The sequence below is a fragment of the Lentzea terrae genome (assembly GCF_003265345.1).
Lineage (GTDB): Bacteria > Actinomycetota > Actinomycetes > Mycobacteriales > Pseudonocardiaceae > Lentzea > Lentzea terrae.
Genome location: NZ_QFWW01000002.1, coordinates 174,109 through 190,095, shown reverse-complemented (window position 1 = coordinate 190,095; position 15,987 = coordinate 174,109). Strand labels below are relative to the sequence as shown.

General features: G+C 68.1%; 22 protein-coding genes. 17 read left to right on the top strand and 5 right to left on the bottom strand.

The annotated features are described in order from the left end of the window. Positions 1-10: 10 nt before the first annotated feature. The 3 genes from DI276_RS04115 to coaD are packed head-to-tail and all read left to right on the top strand — an operon-like array spanning position 11 to position 1,789. Positions 11-694, top strand: coding sequence for an SDR family NAD(P)-dependent oxidoreductase (locus tag DI276_RS04115; RefSeq protein WP_112261924.1), 684 nt, complete (start codon positions 11-13; stop codon positions 692-694). A gap of 4 nt (positions 695-698) precedes the next feature. Then, on the top strand, positions 699-1,253 hold the full coding sequence (gene rsmD, locus DI276_RS04110) for a 16S rRNA (guanine(966)-N(2))-methyltransferase RsmD (protein ID WP_112261923.1): 555 nt from the start codon (positions 699-701) through the stop codon (positions 1,251-1,253). A 53-nt stretch (positions 1,254-1,306) separates the two neighbouring features. Further along, the gene (coaD, locus tag DI276_RS04105) at positions 1,307-1,789 is read left to right on the top strand and encodes a pantetheine-phosphate adenylyltransferase (RefSeq protein WP_112261922.1); all 483 of its coding nucleotides are present in this window, start codon (positions 1,307-1,309) and stop codon (positions 1,787-1,789) included. Here the strand turns inward: coaD and DI276_RS04100 are convergent. After that, positions 1,786-2,226 (bottom strand): GNAT family N-acetyltransferase, encoded by a 441-nt coding sequence (locus DI276_RS04100; RefSeq protein WP_332874612.1) that lies wholly within the window; start codon positions 2,224-2,226, stop codon positions 1,786-1,788. The genes coaD and DI276_RS04100 overlap by 4 nt on opposite strands. Positions 2,227-2,327: 101 nt before the next feature. Here DI276_RS04100 and DI276_RS04095 point away from each other — a divergent pair, with 101 nt between their 5' ends. From DI276_RS04095 to mutM, 6 genes are all read left to right on the top strand, one after another. Then, a complete protein-coding gene (locus DI276_RS04095; protein ID WP_112261921.1) occupies positions 2,328-3,044 on the top strand; it encodes a DivIVA domain-containing protein in 717 nt (238 codons plus the stop codon). 137 nt (positions 3,045-3,181) lie between these two features. Further along, positions 3,182-3,763: a YceD family protein gene (locus DI276_RS04090; protein ID WP_112261920.1), complete on the top strand. Its 582-nt coding sequence runs from the start codon at positions 3,182-3,184 to the stop codon at positions 3,761-3,763. A 2-nt stretch (positions 3,764-3,765) separates the two neighbouring features. After that, positions 3,766-3,948, top strand: a complete 183-nt coding sequence (gene rpmF / locus DI276_RS04085; RefSeq protein WP_030467958.1) for a 50S ribosomal protein L32 — start codon at positions 3,766-3,768, stop codon at positions 3,946-3,948. A 16-nt stretch (positions 3,949-3,964) separates the two neighbouring features. Beyond that, on the top strand, positions 3,965-4,768 hold the full coding sequence (gene rnc, locus DI276_RS04080; protein ID WP_112261919.1) for a ribonuclease III: 804 nt from the start codon (positions 3,965-3,967) through the stop codon (positions 4,766-4,768). 8 nt (positions 4,769-4,776) lie between these two features. Beyond that, entirely contained in the window at positions 4,777-4,977 is a 201-nt protein-coding gene (locus DI276_RS04075) for a hypothetical protein (protein ID WP_112261918.1), read from the top strand. 1 nt (position 4,978) lies between these two features. After that, positions 4,979-5,836 carry a bifunctional DNA-formamidopyrimidine glycosylase/DNA-(apurinic or apyrimidinic site) lyase gene (gene mutM / locus DI276_RS04070; RefSeq protein WP_112261917.1) on the top strand — a complete coding sequence of 286 codons (858 nt, stop codon included), beginning with the start codon at positions 4,979-4,981 and terminating at the stop codon, positions 5,834-5,836. Here mutM and DI276_RS04065 read toward each other — a convergent pair whose 3' ends face one another. After that, on the bottom strand, positions 5,837-7,117 hold the full coding sequence (locus DI276_RS04065; protein ID WP_112261916.1) for a toll/interleukin-1 receptor domain-containing protein: 1,281 nt from the start codon (positions 7,115-7,117) through the stop codon (positions 5,837-5,839). It abuts the gene before it with no gap. An 85-nt stretch (positions 7,118-7,202) separates the two neighbouring features. Here DI276_RS04065 and DI276_RS04060 point away from each other — a divergent pair, with 85 nt between their 5' ends. Both DI276_RS04060 and DI276_RS04055 read left to right on the top strand, forming a co-directional pair. Further along, the gene (locus DI276_RS04060) at positions 7,203-7,529 is read left to right on the top strand and encodes a PadR family transcriptional regulator (protein ID WP_086660750.1); all 327 of its coding nucleotides are present in this window, start codon (positions 7,203-7,205) and stop codon (positions 7,527-7,529) included. Next, entirely contained in the window at positions 7,526-8,629 is a 1,104-nt protein-coding gene (locus DI276_RS04055) for an HAAS signaling domain-containing protein (RefSeq protein WP_112261915.1), read from the top strand. The genes DI276_RS04060 and DI276_RS04055 overlap by 4 nt, the downstream gene beginning before the upstream one ends. 33 nt (positions 8,630-8,662) lie before the next feature. On the opposite strand, the gene DI276_RS04050 is transcribed toward DI276_RS04055, so the two are convergent. Beyond that, positions 8,663-9,103 carry a MarR family winged helix-turn-helix transcriptional regulator gene (locus DI276_RS04050; protein ID WP_112261914.1) on the bottom strand — a complete coding sequence of 147 codons (441 nt, stop codon included), beginning with the start codon at positions 9,101-9,103 and terminating at the stop codon, positions 8,663-8,665. A 330-nt stretch (positions 9,104-9,433) separates the two neighbouring features. Between DI276_RS04050 and DI276_RS04045 the strand changes: the two genes are divergently transcribed. Together DI276_RS04045 and DI276_RS04040 are read left to right on the top strand one after the other, a co-directional pair. After that, entirely contained in the window at positions 9,434-11,926 is a 2,493-nt protein-coding gene (locus DI276_RS04045) for a sensor histidine kinase (protein ID WP_112261913.1), read from the top strand. Further along, positions 11,923-12,603, top strand: a complete 681-nt coding sequence (locus tag DI276_RS04040) for a response regulator (RefSeq protein ID WP_112261912.1) — start codon at positions 11,923-11,925, stop codon at positions 12,601-12,603. Before DI276_RS04045 ends, DI276_RS04040 begins: the two co-directional genes overlap by 4 nt. Here the strand turns inward: DI276_RS04040 and DI276_RS04035 are convergent. After that, the gene (locus tag DI276_RS04035; protein ID WP_157984505.1) at positions 12,600-13,097 is read right to left on the bottom strand and encodes a hypothetical protein; all 498 of its coding nucleotides are present in this window, start codon (positions 13,095-13,097) and stop codon (positions 12,600-12,602) included. The two genes, DI276_RS04040 and DI276_RS04035, sit on opposite strands and share 4 nt — an antisense overlap. Before the next feature lie 174 nt (positions 13,098-13,271). Between DI276_RS04035 and DI276_RS04030 the strand changes: the two genes are divergently transcribed. After that, positions 13,272-13,718, top strand: a complete 447-nt coding sequence (locus DI276_RS04030) for a hypothetical protein (protein WP_157984504.1) — start codon at positions 13,272-13,274, stop codon at positions 13,716-13,718. On the opposite strand, the gene DI276_RS04025 is transcribed toward DI276_RS04030, so the two are convergent. Continuing rightward, positions 13,712-14,443 (bottom strand): CAP domain-containing protein, encoded by a 732-nt coding sequence (locus tag DI276_RS04025; protein WP_232836436.1) that lies wholly within the window; start codon positions 14,441-14,443, stop codon positions 13,712-13,714. The genes DI276_RS04030 and DI276_RS04025 overlap by 7 nt on opposite strands. 81 nt (positions 14,444-14,524) lie before the next feature. On the opposite strand from DI276_RS04025, the gene DI276_RS04020 reads away from it, so the two are divergent. From DI276_RS04020 to DI276_RS04010, 3 genes are read left to right on the top strand one after another with little or no spacing between them, the layout of a single operon-like run. Then, entirely contained in the window at positions 14,525-14,797 is a 273-nt protein-coding gene (locus DI276_RS04020) for an acylphosphatase (protein ID WP_112261909.1), read from the top strand. A 33-nt stretch (positions 14,798-14,830) separates the two neighbouring features. Then, a complete protein-coding gene (locus DI276_RS04015; protein ID WP_112261908.1) occupies positions 14,831-15,337 on the top strand; it encodes a sigma-70 family RNA polymerase sigma factor in 507 nt (168 codons plus the stop codon). Continuing rightward, complete coding sequence (locus DI276_RS04010) at positions 15,334-15,933, top strand: anti-sigma factor family protein (protein ID WP_112261907.1); 600 nt, start codon at positions 15,334-15,336, stop codon at positions 15,931-15,933. Before DI276_RS04015 ends, DI276_RS04010 begins: the two co-directional genes overlap by 4 nt. Positions 15,934-15,987 lie beyond the last annotated feature (54 nt).

Genomic DNA, 15,987 nt, shown 5'->3' with positions numbered 1-15,987 from the left:
TGGGGGAAGCATGCGTACTGCAGTTGTGACCGGCGGCGGCACCGGCATCGGTCGTGCCATCGCGCTTGAGCTCGTCGAGCAAGGACTGGACGTGACGATCACCGGTCGTCGCCCGGAGGTTCTGGCCGCCGTGCCGAAGGTTCGCCACGTCGCATTCGACGCCACCGACCCGGACGCGGTCGGGACGGCGTTGGAGCACCTTCCGTCCAAGGTGGACGTTCTGGTCAACAACGCCGGCGGCAACATCAGCCACACCGACACCAAGTCGAAGTGGCTCGCCAACTACGAGGCCAACGTGATCAGCGCGGTGCTCGTCACGGAGGCGCTCACGCCGAGGTTCGCGGACAACGGCCGGGTCATCAACATCGGCTCCATCGCCGGACGAAGGGGCGGTGGCAGTTACGGCGCGGCAAAGGCGGCGGTGGAGGCGTGGACGGCGGACCTGGCCGGTGAGCTGGGTGGGCGCGGGATCACGGCCAACGTCGTCTCGCCCGGGCTGATCGTGGACACGGAGTTCTTCGGCGACTCGATGACCGAGCAGCGCCTCAACACCCTGATCGGGCAGACCAAGAACGGGCGGGCCGGGACGCCCCAGGACGTGGCCGCGCTGGTGGCGTTCCTCGCGTCGGAGCGGGCCGGGCACATCACCGGGCAGGTGCTGGCGGTGAACGGCGGAGCCCACCTGGGACGATGAGCGCGTGACACGAATCGTTGCCGGGACCGCGGGAGGCCGCAGGCTGAAGGTGCCGCCGAAGGGCACCAGGCCCACGTCCGAGCGGGTCAGGGAGGCGCTGTTCAGTTCGCTCGAGTCGATGATGGATCTTGACGGGGCGAAGGTGCTGGACCTGTACGCGGGGTCGGGAGCGCTCGGGTTCGAGGCGTTGAGTCGAGGGGCGGGGCACGCGACGTTCGTGGAGTCGGACAAGCGGGCGGCCGACGTGCTCAAAGGCAACGCGAAGGAGCTCGGGTTCGCCAACACGACGATTGCGAACCGCACGGCTGAGGCGTACGTCACGGCCGAGGGGGAGAAGTTCGACGTGGTGTTCGCGGATCCGCCGTACGCGGTGACCGACGACGAGCTCGCCAAAGTGCTGCACGGCCTCCGGCACAGATTGGCCCCTGACGCGGTTCTCGTCGTGGAGCGTGCTTCGCGAAGCAGCGAACCAGCGTGGCCTGAAGAGGTAGAACCCTTGCGTGCCAAGCGATATGGCGACACGGCGGTGTACTGGGGTCAGGTGCGTGCTGATGGGTGACGAGAACCACGGACACGCCTGGAGGCGTCCGATCGGGTGCTAACGTCCGCTTCATGACGCGTGCCGTGTACCCCGGCTCCTACGACCCGGTAACCAACGGCCACCTGGACATCATCGGGAGAGCCGCGCACCTGTTCGACGAGGTTGTCGTCGCTGTGCTCATCAACAAGAACAAGCGCACCTTGTTCTCGGTCGAGGAGCGCCAGGAGATGCTGCGCGAGGTCACCTCGCAGTGGGACAACGTGCGCGTCGACGCCTGGCACGGCCTGTTGGTCGACTACTGCCGCGAGAACAACATCAAGGCCATCGTCAAGGGCCTGCGCGCGGTCAGCGACTACGACTACGAGCTGCAGATGGCGCAGATGAACCACCAGCTCACGGGCGTCGACACGTTGTTCATGCAGGCGAGCCCGCAGTACTCCTTCCTGGCGTCCTCGCTGGTCAAGGAGGTGGCGACGTACGGCGGCGACGTCTCGACGCTGCTGCCGGCCTCCGTCGAGCAGCGGCTGCAGCAGCGCCTCGCCGAAAGCCGTTAGAGCTGGAGTTTCATCCCCACGTGCGACGCGGTGAAGCCGAGTCGTTCGTAGAAGCGGTGTGCGTCCACGCGTGACGCGTCCGTCGTGAGTTGAACCAGACCGCAGCCGCGTGCGCGTGCCTCGTCGATCGCCCAGCGGATCAACTGTTCGCCGAGGCCGCCGCCGCGCTGGTCGGAGCGCACCCGCACGGCCTCGACGGTCGCGCGGGTCATGCCCAACCGCGACAGGCCGCCGGTGAACGTGAGCTGCAAAGTGCCCACGACCTCACCACCGGAGTCGGCCACCGCGAGGAACTGGTGCGGGTCGGCGTCGATCACTTCGAAGGCCTCGAGGTAGGCGGGATCGCCTGGCTTCTCGCGCGCGGCGCCCAGCGGGTCGTCGGCGAGCATCGCCACGATCGGGTCGACATCGGCCGCGGTCGCCCGCCTGATCGTGATGGTCACGGCAAATCCTGACACGCCCTGCCGATCTCCCTCTTTCGGGGAGATCGGCAGGGCACACTTGTGAGTGGGAGCCACAGGGGTTAGGGAGTTGAGACGTGTACCGGGTGTTCGAGGCACTCGACGAGCTCGTCACGATCGTCGAGGAAGCGCGCGGAGTTCCGATGACCTCGGGCTGCGTGGTGCCGCGCGGTGATGTGCTCGAACTGCTCGACGACGTGCGCGACGCGATCCCCGCGGAGCTCGACGACGCGCAGGACGTGCTGGACCACAAGGACGAGCTGGTCGGCAAGGCCAAGCACGACGCGGAAGCGGGCGTGTCGAAGGCACGTGCGGACGCCGAGCGCATGCTCGCGGAGGCGCAGGCCGAGGCGGAGGCGATGCTCTCCGACGCGCGGGCCCGCGCCGAGCGCATGATCGCCGAGGCCGAGGACCAGGCGGAGCGCACCGTCGCCGCCGGCCGGCAGGAGTACGACGACCTGGTCGGCCGTTCGCACGCGGAGGCCGAGCGGATGATCCAGGCGGGCCGTGCCAACTACGAGCGCGCCACCGAGGACGGCCGCGCCGAGCAGGCGAGGCTCGTCAACGAGCAGGAGGTCGTCCGGGCTGCGCACGCCGAGGCCGCGCGAATCCTGGACGCGGCGCAGAGCGAGTCCATCCGGCTGCGGTCGGAGTGCGACGCGTACGTGGACGGCAAGCTCGCGGACTTCGAGGACCTCCTCGCGCACACGCTCAGGTCGGTCGGCAAGGGCCGTTCGCACCTGCGCGGGCCGGCCGTCGCGGGGGCTTCCGCGCCGTTCGACTACGGTGCTTAACGAACCAGGGCGCCTGAACGTGTGATTCGCGCTACTACGAGCAGGTGCGATCACCTGCGGATTTCACGCGTGAGGCCGTCGTCCCGTACCCTGGACCGGCTGGACGTGGTAGGTCCCCGCCGGCAACCAATCTGATCATGACTGAGCATCGTCACGCGTCCACGCGTCCCACAGCATCCGGTCCCTGGGTCATCGACACCAGGGACATCGGCCGTCGCGCCGGTTCCAGCCGACCCTTCGTTCGGTCGGTGCCCGCCGCGGGTGTGGGGTTGCTCGGTGTGATCGCGGTGCCAGAGGGCGGAGAGGTTGAGCTCGATCTCCTGATCGAATCGGTCGTGGAGGGCGTGCTCGTCTCGGGGACGGCGTTCGCCAAGGTCGAAGGCGAGTGCGCGAGGTGCCTCGAGCCCATCGCCGATGAGGTTGAAGTCCGCGTCACGGAGCTCTACGCGTGGCCGGACAGCACCACGGACGAGACCACTGATGAAGACGAGATCAGTCGGATCGAGAACGATCTGATCGACCTCGAGCCTGTGGTGCGGGACGCCCTTGTCCTGGCACTGCCGCAGGCACCGCTCTGCGAGCCGGACTGCAAGGGGCTTTGCTCCGAGTGCGGCGGTAGGTGGGCGGAGCTCGGGCCCGACCACGGGCATGAGACGATTGACCCTCGTTGGGCCGCGTTGCAAGAGCGGTTCAGCGATGACAACAACGAGGAGAAGTAGTCGTGGCCGTCCCGAAGCGGAAAATGTCGCGTTCGAACACCCGTGCGCGCCGTTCCCAGTGGAAGACGTCTGCCGTGCACCTGGTGGCGTGCTCCAACAAGGCTTGCCGCCAGCCGAAGCCGCAGCACGTCGCCTGCCCGGCCTGTGGTCAGTACGCTGGCCGCCAGGTCGCTCAGCCGGCCTGATCTCCTCGGCTACGTAGTGGGGGGAAAGCCACCGCGCGCTCCGCAAGCTGACCGCGCGGACTTGTCCGAAGCGCTCGGCGTCCAGTTGGACGCCGAGCTGCTCGGGCTTGCACTCACCCACAGGTCGTACGCGTACGAGAACGGCGGCCTGCCGCCGAACGAGCGTCTTGAGTTCCTGGGAGACGCCGTACTGGGGCTGGTCGTCACCGACCACCTCTACCGCACCCACCCCGACCTTCCAGAGGGTCAGCTCGCGAAGCTGCGCGCCAGCGTGGTGAACATGCACGCGTTGGCGGGCGTGGCGCGTGACCTGGGCGAAGGCGGGCTCGGTGCACACCTGCTGCTCGGCCGCGGCGAAGAGCTGACCGGTGGCAGGGACAAGGCGAGCATCCTCGCCGACGGCCTCGAAGCCGTCATCGGTGCGGTGTACCTGCAGTTCGGTATCGATACCGCACGAACGTTCGTTCACCGGCTGTTCGATCCACTCTTGGCCAAAGCTCCGCTTCTGGGTGCTGGACTGGACTGGAAGACAAGCCTGCAGGAGCTCACCGCTCAAGCCAGTCTCGGCGTCCCGGAGTACCGCGTGGACGACCAGGGGCCGGACCACCGCAAGGAGTTCACCGCCACGGTGCTCGTCGGTGGCCAGCCCTACGGCAAGGGTGATGGGCGCACCAAGAAGGAAGCCGAGCAGAAAGCCGCCGAAGCGGCTTATCATGTTCTGTCGGAGCGGGTCAAGGTCGAGCAGGAGTCGGCCGCATCCGCAAACGGACAGAACGGCGCCTCGGTGACGCCAGGGACCCTCCCATCCGAGGAAGACTGAGAAACGCAATGTATGCGACCAGGTACCGCACCAACCGCCGCACGCGCTCCGCTCGCGGCCCGGTGAACACCTCCCGCAGTGGAGGCATCCAGGGACTTGTGCTGGTCAGGGACACGAGCCGCGCGGGCGTGTGGGTGCTCAAGCCCACCAAGCCGCAGGCCGCCGTGATCGAGGCGCAGCCCGTCGACGAGGGCAAGTCCGAAGACTGACGTGCCCGAACTCCCAGAGGTCGAGGTGGTACGCCTCGGCCTCGAAGCTCACGTCGCCGGCAGGGTCATCTCCTCGGTAGAGGTGCTGCACCCACGTGCCATCCGCCGGCACGATCTGGGCTCCGCGGACTTCTGCGCGCGCTTGGTTTCGCAACCCATGGTTGCCGCCAAGCGCCGCGGCAAGTACCTCTGGGTGGAACTGGCCGACAAAGCCGCCATGCTGGCCCACTTGGGCATGAGCGGCCAAATGCTCGTCCAGCCAGTCGGCGCCCCGGACGAGAAACATCTTCGCGTACGGTTCCGGTTCGCAGACGGCGGCCCGGAGCTGCGCTTCGTCGACCAACGAACCTTCGGCGGCCTGGCCCTGGCCGAGCTGGTCGAGGTCGACGGCACTCTGGTCCCCGACTCGGTCGCACACATCGCCCGCGACCCGATGGACCCTCTCTTCTCCCGTGATGCTGCCGTGCGCGCGTTGCGCCTGCGTCACACCGAGATCAAACGCGCCCTGCTCGACCAGACGCTCGTGTCCGGCATCGGCAACATCTACGCCGACGAGGCGCTGTGGCGTGCTCGGCTGCACGGCACCCGGATGACGGACAAGCTCACCAAGGCGAAGGCCGCTGAGCTGCTCGATCACGCCACCGACGTGATGCGTGAGGCGCTCGGGCAGGGTGGGACCTCGTTCGACGCCCTCTACGTGAACGTCAACGGGCAGTCCGGCTACTTCGACCGGTCGCTGAGCGCGTACGGGCAGGAGAACCGGCCGTGCAAGCGGTGCGGGGCGGCAATCGTCCGCGAGCCGTTCATGAACCGATCGTCGTATTCATGTCCTCGCTGTCAGCCGCGGCCGAGGCTCTGACTACCGGTCGTCCAGGATGCGTTGCAGCTGGGCGTGCACCTCGTCGGCCACGCGGTGGCGCACCCAGCGTTGCCGGCGGAACGCGGTCTCGGCGGTGAGCGCGACGATCGCAGCTGTGAACACCAACGTCAGCGCGGGCACCCACAGCCTCATTGCCGGCAGCGCGGCCGCGGTCATCAGCCCGACTGTTGCCGCTGCCCAGACCGAGTAGAGCAGCAGAAAGCCCGGCTGGTCCGCGGTCAGCCAGCTCCACCGGCCCCTGCTCGCGTCCCTGGCCAGCACGTCTGCCGCGTTCTCCAGGTGCCGGACGTGCCAGCGGATCCGGTGCTCGTCACCGGTCGCGAGCTTGCGCCGCAGCCGTTCGAGCTCCCGGCGGACCGGCGCCGCCCGGACGGGTTCCGGCAGCTTCACCGGCCAGCTGTGTTCCCGGTGCTGCTCGGTGCGGTACTGCCGGATGATCGCGATCGTCACGTACATGATCGAGCCGCCGACGGCGAAGATCAGGAACACCCGCTGTGCCGGCGTGATCGGCGAGCTGAAGGCCAGGGCCGCGGTGAACGTCATCAGCAGGGTGCTCGCGGGGAGACCGAACCAGAGCTGGTACCGGGTCGGGCCGAGGTCGTGCACCAGCCGCTCGCTCTCGTTGATCGGCTTGCGGATCAACGCGACCACGCCGACCGAGATCATCGCGGCGAACAACACCATGATCCCGAAGAGCGAGGCGTAGACCGCCACCTCCCGCGCGGTGGGCGGCAGCAGTGCGACGGGCGCCGCGAAGGACGCGATGAAGAGGACCAGTGCGAGCGGGGCGGTCCAGGGTCGTGGTGATGTCTGGCGGACACCGGCGGACCGCTCGACGGGATCGCCGATCTCGTCGAGCAACGTGCTGAGGTCGGCACCGTCCTGAACTGTGTGGGCCTGCAGATGCGCGAACTCCCTGATCGAGCGGGGCAGTTCGGCGGCGGTGGGCATCGCGGAGCCGGGCAACAGCAGCGGGATGATCGTCTTGCCCTCGGCGAGGGCGGTCTCGATCTCCTCGCGGACCCAGTCCTGCCCCTCACGCAGGTCCCGCGCCCAGCCTTCGTGCACGACCGCGATCACCACGTCGGCCCGGTCGAGGTGGCGGCGCAGCCGGTTCGGGTAGCGCTCGCCGGGGCTCATCGACGTCACGTCGAGAAAGACGTTGCCGCTGCCGAAACGCCCGCTGAGCTGCTCGAACAGCGTGTCGATGAACCCGGCGCGATCGGGGTGGCGCCGGTAGTTGATGAAGATCCCGCCCACGCCGGGTCACGGTAGGGCAGCGCATTAGACAGTACTGCGCAGTGCGTAGTACTGTTCACACCGCAAGAGCGGGTCGGAGGGGTCAATGGACACGAGTCAGCTGCTCAAAGGGGTGCTGGACCTGGCCGTCCTTGCGGTTCTGCGCAAGGACGACGGGTACGGGTACGACGTGGTGCGCAGACTGCGCGCCGGGGGATTGAACGACGTGGGGGACGCGTCGGTGTACGGCACGCTGCGACGGCTCTACAACGCGGGGATGCTCACCTCGTACGTGGTGCCGAGTGAAGAGGGGCCGCACCGCAAGTACTACAGCATCAACGAGACCGGGCGGGTGCGCCTGGCTGAGTCGAGGGAGACGTGGAGGTCGTTCGCCAGCACGCTGGACGGCCTGCTCGAGGAGGTCGCAGCATGAACACGCAGGCGCTCGGGGTCGAGCACTACCTGGCCGGGATGCGTGCGGCCCTCGACGACCTGCCCCCCAGCGAGGTCGCCGAGATCATGGAGGACGTCAGCGCGCACGTCGCTGAGCTGTCGACCGAGCTCGGGGAGAACGAGACGCTCGGGCAGCGGCTCGGGCCTCCTGAGCAGTACGCGCAGGAGCTGCGGCAGGCTGCCGGGTACCCGGCGCGCACGGAACGACTGCCGGTGACCACCAAGAAGCAGCTGCTGGGCAGGCCGCGGGTGGCGGCTTGGGGGCTTGCGGTCGCCACGGGTGTCACGTTGGTCGCGGGGACGGCTGCGCTGCGGGAGCCGGCGATCCTGCTGCTTCCCGGGGTGTTGCTGGTGCTCAGCCTGGCGTTGGTGCACGACCGCGGCCCGACGCAGCAGGAGATCATGAACCTGCCGGAGACGCGCAGGGTGCAGCAGTGGCTGACGCCGGAAGCAGGCACGCCAGCGGACCGGGCGTTGACCTACCTGAAGTCGTTGCAGCCCGCGTGGTGGTTGGTGCGCGCCGGCTTGCTCGGGCTCGGGGCCGTGTTGCTCGCCAGCCGCGACATCCTCGGGTTCCTCGTCATCGCCGGGATCGCGGTGGTGTCGGTGTTCGCCGGGCCGCGCGCCAAGGTCGACCGGCGGTGGCTGTGGTTCAGCCTGCCGGCCTCCGCGTTGGCGGTCGGGTTGCTGCTCCAGGTCATCGACACGACGGCGGACAACCTCGGGTACAGCTCGTCGCGGCAGACGTACCAGACGCCGGTGATGCAGGGCTACGAGAACATCTACGCCTACGACGAGAACGGCAAGTTGCTCACCAACGTGCTGTTGTACGACCAGGACGGCAATCCCATCAACGCACCCCAGGGCAGGTACGCCTACGCCTGCACCGGAAGCGACCCGCAACCGATGATTCCGGCTAACCGGTATCCGCGGCCGGAGATCCAGTACGAAAACGGCACCTGTTACACGGTGGCACCGAGCATGACCGCTCCGTCATCAACGGAGAGCACGCCTCCGTCGAGTTCTGGAAGCGCACCTTCCAGCTCGGTGCCACCTACTTCTGTGTCACCCAGCAAGTAATGCCAGGAGCGGGACCCGTCGGGGGTCCCGCTCCTACTTGTTTTCCTGCGGTTCCGCCAGGTGGCGCAATATCGGCATGGCCGAGCGCAGGAGGTCTCTGTCTTCAGGCGAAAGTTCGGACATTCTTTCACTCAATAGTTCGGCCTCGCCGTGAGCCAGCGACAGGATCGTCTCGCGACCGACTTCGGTGAGCACGACTATCGTCGCTCTGCCGTCGGCGGCATCAGGCTCTCTGCGCACTAGGCCGGTGGACTCGAGGCTGGTCACGACGGTTGTGGCGGTCGGCTGCGAACACAGCGCGCGCACCGCGATCTCGCCGATCCGCATCGGGCCGTGGGCGCTCAGTTCTGACAGCACCAATAACTGGGTGGGTTGCAAACGACGGGCCGGAGCGGCCTGTCGAAGACTTCGCACCAGCCGGTGCACGGCCACCACGAGTTGAAGTGCCTCGTGGTTGGTGACGGTGGTGGGCATCGTTTCTCCGCGCGCATGTGATTGTCCGAATTCGGACACGAACCCTGGCACTTTCCCTCATTCACGCTCTGCGCGCTATCCGCCAACTGCCGATAACCCATTCGGCCGTTGTGGTGACGCGGGGTGTCACCGCGCGCGTCCGGCACACTTAAATGTGCTGGTAAACGGCGTAAAAAGCGCAGCGAGGCTCACTCGAACGGGCGCCGTGCTGAAGCATGATTCAACAAGACAGATCTGCGGCCAAAGGTGTGGGAAGGAGCACGTGTATGGCCGGGCGGCGCAGTGCGTACCCCCGAACAGCCCACGCGGGGCCAGGAGCAGACTGGTCCGGTGAGTAGTGCGAAACCCAGGCGTGGTGAGCTCCGCATCTACCTCGGCGCTGCTCCCGGTGTCGGCAAGACGTTCGCGATGCTCGGCGAGGCGCGCAGGCGTCGGGAACGCGGCACAGATGTGGTCATCGGATTTGTGGAGTCCCACGGGCGCGTCAAGACCGCCGAACTGGTCGAGGGCCTGGAAATCGTCCCGCGCAGGCACTCCGCGCACCGCGGCGTCGAACTCACCGAGATGGACGTCGACGCGGTGCTGGCCCGCGCGCCCGAGGTGGCCGTCGTCGACGAACTCGCGCACACGAACGTGCCCGGATCCCGTAATGCAAAAAGGTGGCAAGACGTCGGGGAACTCCTCGACGCCGGGATTGACGTGCTCTCGACCGTCAACGTGCAGCACCTGGAATCGCTCAACGACGTCGTGCACCGCATAACGGGCGTACCGCAGCAGGAAACCGTTCCTGACGAAGTCGTCAGGAAAGCCGACCAGATGCAGCTCGTCGACCTCACCCCGGAGGCGTTGCGGCGCAGGCTCGCCCACGGTGACGTCTACGCGGCCGACAAGATCGACGCGGCGCTCGGCAACTACTTCCGCGTCGGCAACCTCACCGCGCTCCGCGAGCTGGCGCTGCTCTGGGTCGCGGACCAGGTCGATGTCGCCCTGATGCGCTACCGGACCGAGCAGCAGATCACCGACACGTGGGAGACGCGCGAACGTGTTGTCGTCGCCATCACCGGCGGCGCGGAGAGCGAGACGCTCATCCGACGCGCGCGCCGCATCGCCACGCGCGCGGGTGGCGATCTTCTCGTCGTGCACGTGCTCAGCGGTGACGGGCTTGCAGGAGCTGACCCGCACGCACTGACGAAGTACCGCAAGCTCACCGAAGATGTTGGCGCCACGTTCCACACGGTCGTCGGCGATGACGTCCCGACGGCACTGCTGGAGTTCTCGCGCGGTGTGAACGCCACGCAGCTCGTGGTCGGCACATCACGCCGTTCACGCTTCGCGCGCGTGTTCTCGGCCGGTATCGGCTCCACGGTCGTGCAGGAGTCCGGCGCGATCGACGTCCACATGGTCACGCACGCGGCGACGAGCAACGGTTGGCGTGCACGGTTCGCGAGCAGCCCGCTCAAGCCGAGCAGGCTCGCGTGGGGCTGGTTCCTCGCGGTCGCCGGTCCCGCGCTGGTGGCGGCGGCTGGCGCGTCGATGCGGGGCAGCCTGAACTTCTCCACGAACGTCATCGGCTACCTGCTGGTCACGCTCGTGGTCGCGATCGTCGGCGGGCTGGGCCCGGCGATCGCGGCAGCGCTGCTCAACGCGTTGCTGCTGAACTTCTTCTTCACCGAGCCCCTCTACACGTTCACGATCGACGCGCAGCAGAACGTGCTCACCTTCATCGCGATGATCATCGTGGGCGTCTCCACGGCGTTGGTCGTGGACTACGCCGCACGTCGCGCCGCGCAAGCAGCGCGCGCACGTACCGAGGCCACGCTGCTCGCGTCGTACGCGCGCACCGTGCTGACGAACCCGTATCCGCTCGCACGGCTGTTGGAAAAGGTGAAGGAGAACTTCGGCCTCTCGTCCGCCGCGCTGCTCGAACGCGTCGACGGCGAGTGGACGCGCGTCGCGTGCGTCGGGGCGAGCCCGTGTGACGAGCCCGACGAGGCGGACGTCGACGTCGCGGTGACTCCGGACGTGCACCTCGCGTTGCGCGGCCGCTCGCTGCCCGCGTCCGACCGCCGCGTTCTGGAGGCGGCCGCGGGCCAGGCGCTGCTCGCGTTGCGGCAACAGCGCCTGACCGAGCAGGCGCTTGAAACCCAGCGCCAGGCGGGAAGGGCCGAGCTGCGGACCGCGTTGCTGAGCGCCGTCGGCCACGACCTCCGCACGCCGCTGACCTCGATCAAGGCCTCGGTCGGCTCGTTGCGCGACCCGGAGCTGACGCTGTCCGACGAGGACACCGCCGAGCTGCTGGAGGCAGTCGAGGAGTCCGCGGACCGGCTCACCGGGCTGGTCGACAACCTGCTCGACTCCTCCCGCCTCGCCACGGGCGCCGTGGAGCCGCAGTTCCGCGCCGTCGGCTACTACGAGGCCGTGGCACGGGCGTTGAGCGGCCTGAACGGCGACATCGAGGTCGACGTCCCCGAGGCGCTGCCGCCCGTCCGCGCCGACGTCGGGCTCCTCGAACGGGTGATCGCGAACGTCGTCGGCAACGCGCTCCGTTACGCCGGCGCGGTGGTGTTGCGGGCGTCCGCGCACGGCGACGACGTGGAGCTGCGCGTCGTCGACCACGGCCGTGGCCTGCCGCGTGACACCGCGGAGCAGGTGTTCGCCCCGTTCCAGCGCCTCGGCGACCGCACGCCGGGTGGCGTTGGTCTCGGTCTGAGCGTGGCGAAGGGCTTCACCGAGGCGATGGACGGCACGATCACGATGGAGGACACGCCCGGTGGCGGCCTCACCGTGGTGATCTCGCTCCCGGTGGATGAGAGGGTTTCGTGACGAAGGTACTGGTGGTCGACGACGAACCGCAGATCGTGCGCGCGCTGCGGATCAACCTCTCGGCCCGCGGCTACGAGGTGCTCACGGCCCACGACGGCGTCACCGCGCTGAAGATCGCCGCCGACGGCAAACCCGACGTGGTGGTCCTCGACCTGGGATTGCCGGACATGGACGGCACGGACGTCATCGCCGGACTGCGCGGCTGGACCACGCTGCCGATCATCGTGCTGTCCGCCCGCACCGACTCGACCGACAAGGTCGACGCGCTCGACGCCGGCGCCGACGACTACGTGACGAAACCGTTCGGCATGGACGAGCTGCTGGCCCGGTTGCGCGCCGCCGTCCGCCGCTCGGCCGTCGCAGGCCCCGAGGACGAGCCGGTCGTGCAGACGGCCTCGTTCACGGTGGACCTGGCGGCCAAGCGGGTGCTCAAGGACGGGGCCGAGGTGCACCTCACGCCCACCGAGTGGGGTCTGCTGGAGGTGCTGGCGCGCAACACCGGGAAGCTCGTCGCGCAGAAGCAGCTGCTGCGGGACGTGTGGGGACCGGCGTACGAGAGGGAAACGCACTACCTGCGGGTCTACCTGGCGCAGCTGCGGCGGAAGCTGGAGCCGGAACCGGCCCGGCCGCGGCACCTGCTGACCGAGCCCGGGATGGGCTACCGGTTCGAGCCCTAGGGCGTCGGGGCCTGCGACGAACTCGACGACGTGGACGATGCCGGCGGCGTGGTCGTCGACGACGCCGAAGAAGAGGAAGCCGGCGGTTCGGTCCACGACGTCGGCGGGCTGCTCTGCGTCCCGGTCGGCTGGGCCGGGTTCGTCGTCAGCTGCGGCTGCTGCACCGGAGCGTCCGGCTTGGGCTGCTCGTTGGGGCGTGCGGCCTGCTTGCGGTCCGGCGTGGCCGACGACTTGCCCGCGCTCGACGACACCGTGACGACGACGGTGCTCGTGCTGCCGTCCGGAGCCACGCTGGTGATGGTCTCCACGACGTCCGCGGACTTGCGCTCCGGGTTTGCCTCGTGGCCGGACGCGGCGAGCATGGACGCGACCGTGGCGAACAGGGTCGCCACCACCACCCCGCCCGCAGCCAGCAGCACGGCCGTGCCCACCCGCTTCTTCGGCGGCGCGGCGTCGGCGTCGGTTGGTGACTGCGGATGATCTTCCTCGAACACACCCATCTCCTCGTGGGAAACCCGGTCGGATGGACTTGCGTTCGAGTTATCGGCGGAAACGCACCAAAGCCTCAGTGACGCCACACGTTCGTGTAGCTCTGCGTCACTGGGCGGTGACGGGCGTAACCCTACGGCTGCGAACTCGTTGGGTCCGGGTTCGTCGTCGTAGTGGTCGTGGTCGTGGTGGTTGTCGTCGTCGTAGTGGTCGTGGTGGTCGACGAAGACGTGACGACCGGCGGCGGGTCATCGGTCGTGACGGTCGTCGTCGTGCCGTCAGGACGCGTGATGGTCGTGACGCGCGTCGGCTTCTTCGTCGTCGTGGTGGTCGACGTCGTCGTCTCTCCGGTGGAGGACGACGTCTGCTCGACCGACGAGGTGGTGGGGCTGGACGTCGGCACGATGCTCAGGGCGTCGCGCACGGCCTCCTTGCGCGGTGGCTGGGTCGATGGGGTCTCGGAGGCGCTGTCCGAACCGGCCGCGAGCGACGCGACGGCGGCGAACACAGTCGCCAGAACGACGCCGGACGCGGCGAGGATGATCTGCGGTGCACCGCGAAAGCGCGAGCGCGAGTCCGGTTCCGGGCTCTCGTACACGAAGTTTCCCCTGCTCAACCGTCAGTAGCCGAAGTTCTGGGTCCAGTAGTTGCCGCGGGTGTCGAGACCGACGCCCATGGCGGTGAATTCACAGTTCAGGATGTTTTCGCGGTGGCCCTGGGACTTCATCCAGCCGTCCATCACCGCTGCCGGCGTCGGGTAGCCCATCGCGATGTTCTCGCCGCCGGGCTTCGGGTAGCCCGCGTTCTTCATGCGCTGGGCGAACGTCGTACCTTCGGGCCGCGACACGTGGTCGAAGTAGCCCTTGTTGGCCATGTCCGTGCTGTGGCCCTGCGCGGCGGTGGTGATGCGGTCGTCGATGACGAGGGCCTTGCAGCCCTTCGCGGCGCGCTGGTCGTTCACGAGCTCCAGGACGGCCTGCTCCGGGGTCTTGTTCCCCGGCTGCTGCGGCGGCTGGGCGGGCGGCTGCGGCGCTTCGGGAGGGGTCGTCGTGGTGGTGGGAGCCGCTGACGAAGAAGAAGAGGAAGAGGGGGTCGCCGTCGTCGACGAGGTGGTGGGAGCGGTAGAAGACGGCGATTCGGTCTGGGTGCCTGCACCGGTCTGGTCGGTGGGCGTCTGTCTGTTGGGGGCTGCTGCTGCGTTGCCGGTGCCGAACTGGTTCGCTGCGTCGGTGGTCTCCTGCTGCGCGGCGTTCGTGAAGCTGATGCCGAGAGGAGAGGTACCGGTGACGGCGAGACCGCCGACGCCGGTTGCACCGATCAGCAGGCCGAGTAAGAGGCTGCGGGCACTCACGGCTCGGCACCGTACCACTAATGGGTGATAAGCCCCGAGTGCGTCTTCGGTCACCTTGGGTGACTACGCAACCATTCGGGGGTGGACGTGCGACTAAACGCGTGGGTGCGAGGACGGGTTCAGGGAGTCGGTTTTCGCTGGTGGACGCGAGCCAGGGCGCTAGAACTGGGCCTGGTCGGCAGCGCTTCGAACCGGCCGGACGGGCGGGTCGAGGTCGTTGCCGAGGGTCCTCGCGAGAAGTGTGAACAACTGCTCAATGCTCTCCGTTCGGGTGAAACCCCCGGTCACGTCGAATCGGTCGGTGAGCAGTGGTCCGAGGCGCGAGGCGATCTGAGCGGGTTCGTCGAGCGCTGAACCTTTCGGAAAGAGGTGGCGTAGTAAGGGAGCGTGGACTCCGCCGAAGACGTCCTCATTCAGCTCTACGACCGCTGGAGAGGCCCGCTGCTGCACTACGTGCTGCGGCTGGTCGACGGCGACTACCAGCAGGCTGAGGACGTTGTGCAGGAGACCTTGCTCCGCGCGTGGCGGCACTACGACGAGCTGAACCCGGACGACGCGGCACCGTGGCTCTACACGGTCGCCCGCAACCTGGTGATCTCCGGGTACCGCCGCCGCAACGCACGTGCGACCGAGGTGCCGCTCGAACCGGTGGACCTGCCGCCGGTCAGCGACAAGGTCGAGCACGTGCTGCAGACGTGGCAGATCGCGTCGGCGCTGCGGGCGCTCACGCCAGAGCACCGGACGGTCGTCATCGAGCTGTACTACCGCCGCCGCACCGTCGCGGAGGCCGCCAAGACGCTCGGCATCCCGCCGGGCACGGTCAAGTCGCGCTGCTTCTACGCACTGCGAGCGCTGCGCGACGCACTGGAAGAGAGAGGGGTGACCGAGGCGTGAGCTGCCAGCACACCGTCGACGTCGGCGCCTACCTCTTCGGATCGCTCGACCTCAAGGAACGGTCCGCGTTCGAACGCCACCTGTCGGGCTGTGCCGCCTGTCAGGCCGAGATGCTCAGGCTCGCCCCGCTGCCGGGCCTGCTCGGCCGGCTGAGCCTGGAGGACGTCGAGAACCTCGACGAGATCCCGTCCTGCCCGCCCGAACCCCACCGCCAGCGGCGCGTGCTGATCGCGTGCGCGGCCGTCCTGGTGTTGCTCGCGCTGGCCGGAGGACTCTTCTTCCTGCGTCCGGCACCCTCCTCACCTGCGCCGACCTGGGCCGCCACGGACTCGGGCACCGGGGTGGACGGCGAGGTCTCGATGGTCTCGAAGTCCTGGGGCACCGAGATGTGGTTCAAGCTCGGTGACGTCAAGCCGGGTGCGCGCTGCAAGGTCATCGTGTTCGACCGGCAGGGTCAGCGGGAGATCGGTGGCTGGTGGGGTTCCGATCATGGGCCTGACGAGCGGATTCCGGGTTCGACGTCGTTCCGGATAGATCAGATCGATCGCCTGGAAGTGTCGGACGAATCAGGATTGTTGGTTACTCTCCGTCCATAGAAACGCAGGTCACGGCCTGCCTAACGCATCACCCGCAAGCGTTTGGGTACTCTG